Below are 9,594 nucleotides of genomic sequence, written 5' to 3'. Positions count from 1 at the left end.
ACATCAATTAATAGAAATTAGTTAGCAAGCTAACAAATTCTGACCTTTAAAATTTTCTATCTTTTCTGTCAAATTCCTCTTTTTTTTTTACATATAAAATTCGACTTTTTTCTCTTTAAAATAAAGGGGACTATTCATACTTGAAGGGATATATAGAAGAAAAATAAAAAAGACCCCAACATATTAATTACTTACTAATATGCTAGAGTCTTTATTTTTTTTGAATAATTGTATTTATATGTCTCATACTAATACATTTGCAAGGAATAGAATAAATGATGTTAATACTACCGCTCCACCTAATGATCCTAATAAATCTGTTTTTGTTACTTGTAACACTTGTTCACTGTTCATATTCCTCATTCTCCTTTCATTTTGTATAATGTAAAACTTCTATTACACTAATACACTTGATAGAAATACGATTAATGCTGTTAATACTACCGCTCCACTTGCTGATCCTACGAAGTCACCTTTTGTTACTTGTAATACTTGCTCTTTCATATTATGTATCCTCCTTTTAATAGGTTATCTATATGTAATTTCTAAGAAATGTTTATTTCATAGTTTTTATGTTGATGTTACATTAAATTTAATAACGTAATGTTTGTAACATTAATGTAACATAACTATTGTTACGTTGCAATATAATTACGTAAATTTTATTACACTTTTTTTACGTTTTTTTATAAACACCCTTAAAAACCTTGTTTTAATGCATTTTCTACTAAGTTTATGACTGTAATATTATTGTAACATTACAGTCATATAACGAAATATCGCCATACTCACCTCTACTTTTGTTACAAATTAAGATAAATCCTTCATTAATAAAGTGGAATCTATCAAATTCTTACTGATAGTTCATGCGAGATAAAATACAATCTTTCCAAGATAAGTTTATATGTTTCCTCCATATAACTATGTATAATAAAAACAAAGAGGTGGTCATTTTGAAATTAATCGCATTAGATATGGATGGAACACTACTATCATCTAGTCTTGAAATCTCCAAAGAGAACTTACAAGCTATCCAAACTGCAAAAGAGGCTGGTCATATAGTCATGATTTGTTCTGGTCGTGCAAAAGAGGATGCTTTGAAATTATTGGAAGAATATAAACTATCTCTTCCAGTTGGAGCGAGCAATGGGGCAATTGTTTATGTGGATGGAAAAGTAATTAACTCGCGTTGTTTACAAAACGATAAAGTATACAAGCTTGCAAAATTACTAGGATCTGAAGGTTTTCCTTATAAGCTATATACGAATAAAGGAGTTTATTCTCCATATACATGGCAAGATCAAGTCATGCAAGCGTTCGAAGAGAACAAGCATGCACTAGATGTTACACTTGAGGAACTTGAAAGAATTACAGAGAAACAAAAGAAATCAAACTTAATTACTGATTTTCAAAGGATTGAAGATGTTGTAAATAATCCAGAATTAGAAATATCTAAATTCTTCATTTTGACATTTAATGCAGAGCATCGTGCACAGCTATTAAGCATGTTACAAGAAGACACTGATATTTCAGTTACAGCATCCGCTCCTACTAATGTAGAAATTATGGATAAGCATGGTCATAAAGGGAACGGTCTACAAGAAATGGCCGCTTATTTCAATATACCAATTGAAGATACTATTGCAATCGGGGACAACTTTAATGATGTGCCAATGTTACAAGTAGCTGGCTTATCAGTGGCAATGGGAAATGCTGAAGAAGATGTAAAAAAACTATGTGATGTTGTAACATTAACAAACAATGAACATGGTGTTGCTCATGCAATCGAGCAATTTGTATTGAAACAAACTTCATCTAGTAAATAAAAAAAGGACTCTTTCAACTTCTGAAAGAGTCCTTCTCTTTTATACATGATGACAAGCAACAAAGTGCTCTTCACCAACATTACGGAATTCTGGTACCATTTGTTTACAAATATCTGTTGCAAACGGACAACGTGTATGAAAGCGACAACCTGAAGGTGGATTCGCTGGGCTTGGAATATCACCCTCTAGTATAATTCGCTCTCGCTTCACTGTTGGATCTGGTATTGGCACAGCGGATAACAATGCTTTTGTATACGGATGAAGTGGATTTGTAAATAACTCATCACGTGGCGCTGTTTCCACAATCGTTCCTAGATACATAATTCCAATCTTCGTACATAAATGCTCTACTACGCTTAAATCATGTGAAATGAATAAATAAGATAGTCCCTTTTTCTCCTGTAACTCGCTAAATAAATTAATGATTTGTGCTTGAATAGATACATCTAGTGCTGCCACAGGTTCGTCAGCTACAATAAATTCTGGATTTAATACCATAGCTCTTGCGATAACGATACGTTGGCGTTGTCCACCAGAAAACTCATGAGGGTACCGGTCAATATGATATGGGGCTAAGCCACATAACTCTAATACTTCTGTCACTTTTTCACGAACATTTTCTTTCGTCGCTAATCCGTGAGCTAACATCGGCTCACCAAGCGCTTCCCCAATTCTCATTCTCGGATTTAATGAGCTAAATGGATCTTGGAAGACAAGTTGCATATTAGGACGATGTTTTCTCAATTCTTCCTTAGATAAAGAGTGAACATCTTGCCCTTTAAACTTCACTTCCCCTTCCGTTTTTTGGACGAGACGTAAAATTGTTTTTCCTATCGTCGTTTTTCCGCTTCCCGATTCACCAACGAGGCCGAATACTTCACCTTTATTAATAGTAAAACTTACTCCATCAACTGCTTTTACATGTCCAACCGTTCTACTAAATATGCCGCCTTTAATTGGAAAATATGTTTTTAAGTTTTTTACTTCTAATAATGGTTCACTCATTGTTTCGCACGCTCCTCATATAACCAGCAAGCAACTTTATGATTCTCATCATGTACATTCAAACTTGGCGCTTCTTCTTTACATATTTCCATACAATGCTCACAACGGCCGCTAAAGTAGCAAAACTCATCCAAACCAACTAAATTAGGAACTTGCCCTGGAATAGAATATAGTTTATCTATTCGTTTTCCCATCACTGGTTTTGATTTTAACAAACCTTTCGTATACGGGTGTTTCGGATTTTGGAATATTTCTAGTACTGGTGCTTCTTCAATAACTTTCCCGCCATACATAACGACAACGTAATCCGCCATTTCTGCTACAACGCCTAAATCATGTGTAATTAATAAAATGGATGTTTTAAATTCCTCTTTTACTTGTCTTAATAAATCTAATATTTGAGCTTGAATCGTAACATCAAGAGCCGTTGTTGGTTCATCCGCAATTAATAACTTAGGATTACAACTAAGTGCAACAGCAATCATAATTCGTTGTAACATACCACCACTTAGTTCATGTGGATAAGAATGGACGATTTCATCCGCACGAGCTATGCCGACTTTACGAATTAACTCAATTGCCTTCTTATATGCTTCATTTTTACTAAGCAGTTCATGCTCCCTTAACGTCTCTACAATTTGTTCCCCTACAGTAAAGACTGGATTTAGCGATGTCATCGGTTCTTGGAAAATCATCGCAATATCATTCCCTCGTAAACTACGAAGCTCTTTTTCTTTCATTCCTAAAAGACTTTTTCCTTCATATAAAATGTCTCCACCTACTACACTACCTGATTCAGCAATAAGTCCCATAATGGATAAAGCTGTTACACTTTTCCCGCAACCTGATTCACCTACAACACAAACAGTTTCACCTTCTCGAACAGAAAAACTAACATGATTCACAGCTTTTACTGTCCCTTCTTCTGTCTGAAAGTGTGTTTGTAAATCTTTCAGCTCTACTACCGCTTTACTCATATTCCCTCACCTACCGTCTCATCTTTGGATCTAACGCATCACGAAGTGCATCACCAAGTAAATTAATGGATACAACAGTTATAAAAATTGCGAAACCAGGCGGAATCCATAACCACGGACGCTTTTGAAAATCAATTAATGAGTTCGCTGCGCTAATCATATTCCCCCATGACGGTGTAGGTGGGACAACTCCGAGACCTAAGTAACTTAGTGCGGACTCACTTAAAATAGATCCAGCCACACCCAAGGTTGCTACAACAATAAGCAACGGAAAGACATTAGGAATTAAATGATGAATAATTTTTCGAGAATCCTTTAATCCTAATACATCTGCCGCTTGCATAAAGGCTTGCTCCCGCAATGTTAAAATTTGTCCTCTCACAAGACGAGCAAGTCCTGGCCATCCTACTAAACTCAAAATAATCATTACAACATATAAACGGTATTCTGATGGTAATTTCCATTCTGATAAAATTGCTCCCATTATAATAAGTAGCGGTAATCCCGGAATGGACATTAACACATCCGCAACACGCATAATTAAATGATCCACAACCCCTCGATAAAAACCAGCAATTGCTCCTAATAAAGCTCCTAGTATAACGGATAGTAGCATCGACGCTAAACCAATTGTTAATGAAATACGCCCTGCTTGCATAAGTCTAGTTAAAATATCCCGTCCCAACTGGTCTGTTCCAAGCCAATGTGACAGGCTGGGCGGTTTATTAATTTGTGTTACTTGTACTTTCCCATCTGCATACGGTGAAAAGATTGGACCGATAAAACTAAATAAAAACATAAATATTAAAACGTATAAGCCACACAGCGCCATCTTATTTTTCTTGATTTTTTTATACGCTTGGCGCCATGGTGATGATTCATTTCTCTTTTTCCGTTCTTTCTTTTTCTCTATTATTGGTGTAATAGTCTCCATATCTTTCCCCCCTTACTTCAATCGAATTCTTGGATCAACAAACGCATATACAATATCAGCTAAGAAATTAGCCATAATTGTTAAACAAGAAAGAAACATTGTAAACGCCATTAATACCGTATAATCACGGAAATTTAATGCTTCTAATTGAATACTCCCAATCCCTGGCCAATTAAAAATCTGTTCAATAATAATAGCTCCTGAAAATAAACCCGGTAATTCAAAAGCGAGTAATGTAATTGCTGGCAAAATTGCATTTTTCAATGCATGTTTATAAATAACGGTTCTTTCTTTTAAACCTTTTGCACGAGCAGTACGAATATAATCTTGTCTAATAACATCCAACATGCCGGTTCTAAAATATCGTGTTAACGATCCTACACCAAGAAGCGTTAAAATAAATACAGGTAGAATCATATGACGTAATACTTCTAATATGTATGCTATCCCTGTTGAGTTACTACCAATATCAATCATGCCACCAATAGGTAATAACTTTAAATCAACTGCTAATAATTTAATTAAAAATAGTCCGATAAAGAATGATGGAAATGACATTGCTGCAAAGACACCGATTGTTACCAATCTATCAAACCAAGAGTGCTGCTTTGTTGCAGAAATAACCCCAATAATAAGAGCAATAATCCAAGTGAAAAATAAAGCTGCAACAGCAACAATAAATGTATTCCAAATGAATTTATTAAGTAATGAAGTTACCGGTTCTTGGTACTGTAAAGAAAATCCAAAATCACCATGCAAAGCATTCACTAACCAATGAAAATACCTTTCAATAATTGGTTTGTTTAAGCCGTATAATTCCCTTAATTCTTGGGCTCTCTCTGGTGTTAACTTCGGATTTGAATCAATATAATCTCCCGGCAAAAGTGCAAATAAGAAAAAAATAATAATAGATGTACCAAACAATGTAGGGATCATTTGAAGGAACCTACGAATGATATATGTTTTCACCTTTTGTCTCCCCAATCCTATTTACTTAAAAATAGAAGAACATTTTTTCAAAACAGCTATCATTCCATTGCTGTGTGAAAAAACGTCTTCTATTATTTAGGTCAACCCTTATTGTTCAATAGATAACACTGGTAAGTTGGAACTGATGCCATCGTACTTTTCTGGATCAATTCCTTTTATACGCGCATTATGAGCATAAAGTAGTTTACGATAGTTTAATAAAATAACTGGTGGATCATCACTCAACTCTTTATACAGCTCTTTATAAATCGCTTTACGTTTTTCAATATCTGTCGTTCCTATACCTTTTACAATCAAATCGTCTACTTTCGGATTATTATAACCCGTATCACTTTTTGGATTAGTTGATAAGTACTCACTTACAACTTCACTTGGATCACTAATCCCTGGTGTTGAAACTGCTGCTAAATCGTAGTCACCTTTTCCTACTTTTGAAAGCATCGTATTAAAGTCCATCAACTCTGGATTTAATTCAACACCAATTTCTTTGTAACTTTCTTTTGCAATCGGAATAAAGATATCATTTGTTTTACCTGTATTTGATGCGTAGTATGTTAATTTTAATTTTTGACCATCTTTTTCACGAACCCCGTCAGAACCTACTTTCCAACCAGCCTCATCCAATAATTTTTTAGCCTTTTCTACGTCGTGCGGATATTTATTAATACCTTCTTCTGTATATGCCCATGAAACTGGGGCAATTGGTACGTTAGCAACAGATCCATATCCTTGTAAAGCTGTATCCACATACTTCTTACGGTCTAATCCATAAGTAAGCGCTTGGCGTACCTTTTTATCTTTCAAATACGACTTCTTATTATTTACATAGATATAAGCAATATCACTTGATGATTCAAGATTAATATTTGCAAACTCTAATCCTTTTAATTGGTCTATATTTTCAGGGTTCGCTCTAAATCCACTATAGTCCAGTTCACCTGTTTGGAATAATTGGAATCCAGTATCACCTGATGTGATTTTATAAATAAAGTTTTTAATTTTTGGTTTACCTGCATAATAATGTTCGTTAGCAACAAAGCGTACTTCTTGACCTGGAACATATTTTTCAAATTTATATGGACCCGCTGCAATTGGTTGCCCATATAATGCTTTTAAATAGTCTAAACTTGTATTTTGTTTATAATCTTTTCCATAATAAGCTTTTGATAGCACTGGGCCACCTAAATTAGTTAGCGCCTGTGAATTAACTTTTTCAGTTGTAATTTTAATTGTCTGTGGATCAACAACTTGAATCCCTTCAATAGAAGTTGCTTTTCCTTCTTTATATTCTTTCCCACCTTTAACAGCATACTGAGCAATATCCAATCCACCTTCATACGCTTTATCATGAAGTAGTGTTAATGTAAATGCTACGTCATCCGCTGTTAAAGGCGACCCATCACTAAATTTTAAATTTTTACGTAAGTGGAATGTATATGTTAACTGGTCAGCAGAAATATCCCATTTTTCCGCAAGATCCGGAACAGGTTTACTTTGTTTGTCTGTTGTTACTAGTGACGCAAAAATTACAGACGTTACATTTCCATCCCAACCATTCTCTTGGAAATATGGAAGGAAAACTCCCCCTGGCTTAGAAATGGCCGTAATAAAAGTATCCTTTCGCTGATTTGCTTTCTCTGGACTTTTCTTTTTATCTGTAGCTGGAATTGATTCGATCTTAGCGTCTTTTAAGTCTTGCTTTTTTACTGGTTCTGTAGAAGCCGTATCCTCCTGTCCCCCACAAGCAGATAACACAAGCGAACTACTCAGTAATACCGAAAATACACCAGCCCATTTTTTTGTCTTTTTCTTCATTGTCCCCACCCTAACTTTTTAATAGTGATACCCTTTGAACTTATTAGCTTATGTATGCCTCCCACAGCACATTTATAGCCAATCGGAAAAGTCGGTTTTAATCGTAAAAAAATAGATGTTTTTGAGGGGTAACAATCCTATTCCGACCTTTCCGGTAGACTTTATGGTTATTAGCTTATATCTTCCGTTATATTTTGTCAATTCTTTCTAAATAAATATTTTGAGAATTTTTTAAAAATTATTGTTCTATCTTTAATTTAGGTAAACTTAACAAGATACCGTTATAGTTATCTTCTTGTAATCCTTGAATGCGTGCATGATGTGCAGACACAACTTTACTATTATTTAAGAAGATTACAGGCGGATCTTCACTCAACTCCTGGTACAACTTTTTATAAATTTCTTTTCGTTTTTCAATATCTAATATTTCTAGTGCCTGCTTCGCTAATTCATCTACTTTCGGATTATGGTATCCATCATAGTTTCGTTTACTTGTCGAAACAAACTCCTCAATTGTTCCACTCGGATCATCAATCATTGGTGTAGATACCATTGCTAAATCATAATCACCTTTTATCACTTTTGAAATCATCGTATTAAAGTCCATATATTCTGGGTTAAACTCTACACCAAGCTTTTTATAATCCTCTTTCATCACCGGGATCATTACATCATTTATTTTACTTGCAGAAGAAGCAAAATAACTTACCTTCAATTTTTGGCCATCTTTTTCGCGGATTCCATCTGAACCTGGTTTCCATCCAGCCTCATCCAATAATTTCTTTGCTTTCTCTAAGTTATACTCATATTTATTAATACCTTCTTCTGTATACGCCCAAGAAACTGGCGTAATCGGTACATTAACGAGTGAAGCATAACCTTGGAAATACGTATCAATAACCTTTTGACGCTCTAATCCGTAAATAAATGCTTGGCGGACACGCTTATCTTTAAAGTATGGTTTCTTATAATTCATTTTAATGTAGCCGTAAGAACTTCCTGTATACACATTAATATTAGCAAAACCTAAATCTTTTAATTGTTCGATCGTTTCTGCATTTGTAGAAAATCCGTCGTAATCTACTTCTCCCGCTTGAAATTGCTGCAATTTCGTATCACCTTTTGAAATCTTATAAATAAAGTGCTCAATCTTCGGTTTTCCTTCAAAATAATTTTCATTAGCTACAAATCGAACCTCCTGACCAGGAATATATTTATCTAACTTATAAGCTCCTGCTCCCACCGGCTTTCCATACAACTCTTTTAAATACTCCAAGTGTCCTTGTTTATACTCTTTCCCGTAATAAGTCTTAGATATAACCTCTCCGCCGATTAATGATAATGTTTGAGCATTTACCTTTTCAGTCGTAATCGTAATTGTTTTCGGATCAATGACTTGAATTCCCTCAATAGAGGTTGCCTTTCCTTCTTTATATGCTTGACCACCTTTTATTGCTGTTTGACTTATATCAGTGGCACCACTATAAGTTGGGTCGTGTAATAGCGCTAATGTAAATGCTACATCCTCTGCAGTTAACGGTGTACCATCACTAAACTTTAAATCATCTTTCAAATGGAACGTATATGTAAGTTGATCCTCTGAAATATCCCACTTCTTCGCTAAAATTGGAATTGGTTTCCCTTCCTTATCCAGTCCAACAAGAGGTGCAAAGATAGCTTGCGTTATATTACCATCCCATCCATTCTCCATAAAGTGCGGAAGGAATATCCCTCCAGGACTCGGCATTCCAACTACAAAAGTATCTTTTCTTTCTTTTGCTTTTACGGGACTTTTTAATTTGTCGCTTGCCTTAATAAATTCATCTCTTACTTTTGGTACGTTCCCGGCTTCGTTTGTACTCACTTCCTCTTGACCACATCCGGCTAGTAATACTGATACACTAAGAAATGTAGCAATTGCTCCTTTAAAAACATTTTTCATTGCACTCTCACCTTTACCTTCCTAATTTTTAACGATGGAGGAACATAGGACTCCTTTCTGTAACTTTATTCATTATTCCTATAAAAATAGTATGAATTAATTTCA

At 34.8% G+C, this 9,594-nt stretch carries 9 protein-coding genes; 1 reads left to right on the top strand and 8 read right to left on the bottom strand.

The annotated features are described in order from the left end of the window. Positions 1-243 precede the first annotated feature (243 nt). Both AC2CGR_RS26920 and AC2CGR_RS26915 read right to left on the bottom strand, forming a co-directional pair. Positions 244-354, bottom strand: coding sequence for a DUF3948 family protein (locus tag AC2CGR_RS26920; protein WP_001083700.1), 111 nt, complete (start codon positions 352-354; stop codon positions 244-246). Positions 355-396: 42 nt separating this feature from the next. After that, positions 397-504 (bottom strand): DUF3948 family protein, encoded by a 108-nt coding sequence (locus AC2CGR_RS26915; RefSeq protein WP_000664237.1) that lies wholly within the window; start codon positions 502-504, stop codon positions 397-399. Positions 505-953: 449 nt separating this feature from the next. Between AC2CGR_RS26915 and AC2CGR_RS26910 the strand changes: the two genes are divergently transcribed. Continuing rightward, positions 954-1,826, top strand: coding sequence for a Cof-type HAD-IIB family hydrolase (locus AC2CGR_RS26910; protein WP_484481367.1), 873 nt, complete (start codon positions 954-956; stop codon positions 1,824-1,826). Positions 1,827-1,865: 39 nt separating this feature from the next. On the opposite strand, the gene AC2CGR_RS26905 is transcribed toward AC2CGR_RS26910, so the two are convergent. From AC2CGR_RS26905 to AC2CGR_RS26880, 6 genes are all read right to left on the bottom strand, one after another. Next, a complete protein-coding gene (locus tag AC2CGR_RS26905) occupies positions 1,866-2,831 on the bottom strand; it encodes an ABC transporter ATP-binding protein (RefSeq protein WP_061130713.1) in 966 nt (321 codons plus the stop codon). Then, positions 2,828-3,808, bottom strand: a complete 981-nt coding sequence (locus AC2CGR_RS26900; RefSeq protein WP_000030788.1) for an ABC transporter ATP-binding protein — start codon at positions 3,806-3,808, stop codon at positions 2,828-2,830. Before AC2CGR_RS26900 ends, AC2CGR_RS26905 begins: the two co-directional genes overlap by 4 nt. 10 nt (positions 3,809-3,818) lie before the next feature. Beyond that, positions 3,819-4,742 carry an oligopeptide ABC transporter permease gene (gene opp4C / locus AC2CGR_RS26895; RefSeq protein ID WP_000447957.1) on the bottom strand — a complete coding sequence of 308 codons (924 nt, stop codon included), beginning with the start codon at positions 4,740-4,742 and terminating at the stop codon, positions 3,819-3,821. Positions 4,743-4,754: 12 nt separating this feature from the next. Continuing rightward, a complete protein-coding gene (locus AC2CGR_RS26890; protein WP_000860691.1) occupies positions 4,755-5,711 on the bottom strand; it encodes an ABC transporter permease in 957 nt (318 codons plus the stop codon). Positions 5,712-5,819: 108 nt separating this feature from the next. After that, entirely contained in the window at positions 5,820-7,547 is a 1,728-nt protein-coding gene (locus AC2CGR_RS26885) for an ABC transporter substrate-binding protein (RefSeq protein WP_000730670.1), read from the bottom strand. A 238-nt stretch (positions 7,548-7,785) separates the two neighbouring features. Then, positions 7,786-9,489, bottom strand: coding sequence for an ABC transporter substrate-binding protein (locus tag AC2CGR_RS26880; protein ID WP_484481366.1), 1,704 nt, complete (start codon positions 9,487-9,489; stop codon positions 7,786-7,788). Between the last annotated feature and the right edge of the window lie 105 nt (positions 9,490-9,594).

This window comes from Bacillus sp. LSHTCR4 (genome assembly GCF_057197025.1).
This window is presented reverse-complemented; position numbering and strand designations above follow the sequence as displayed.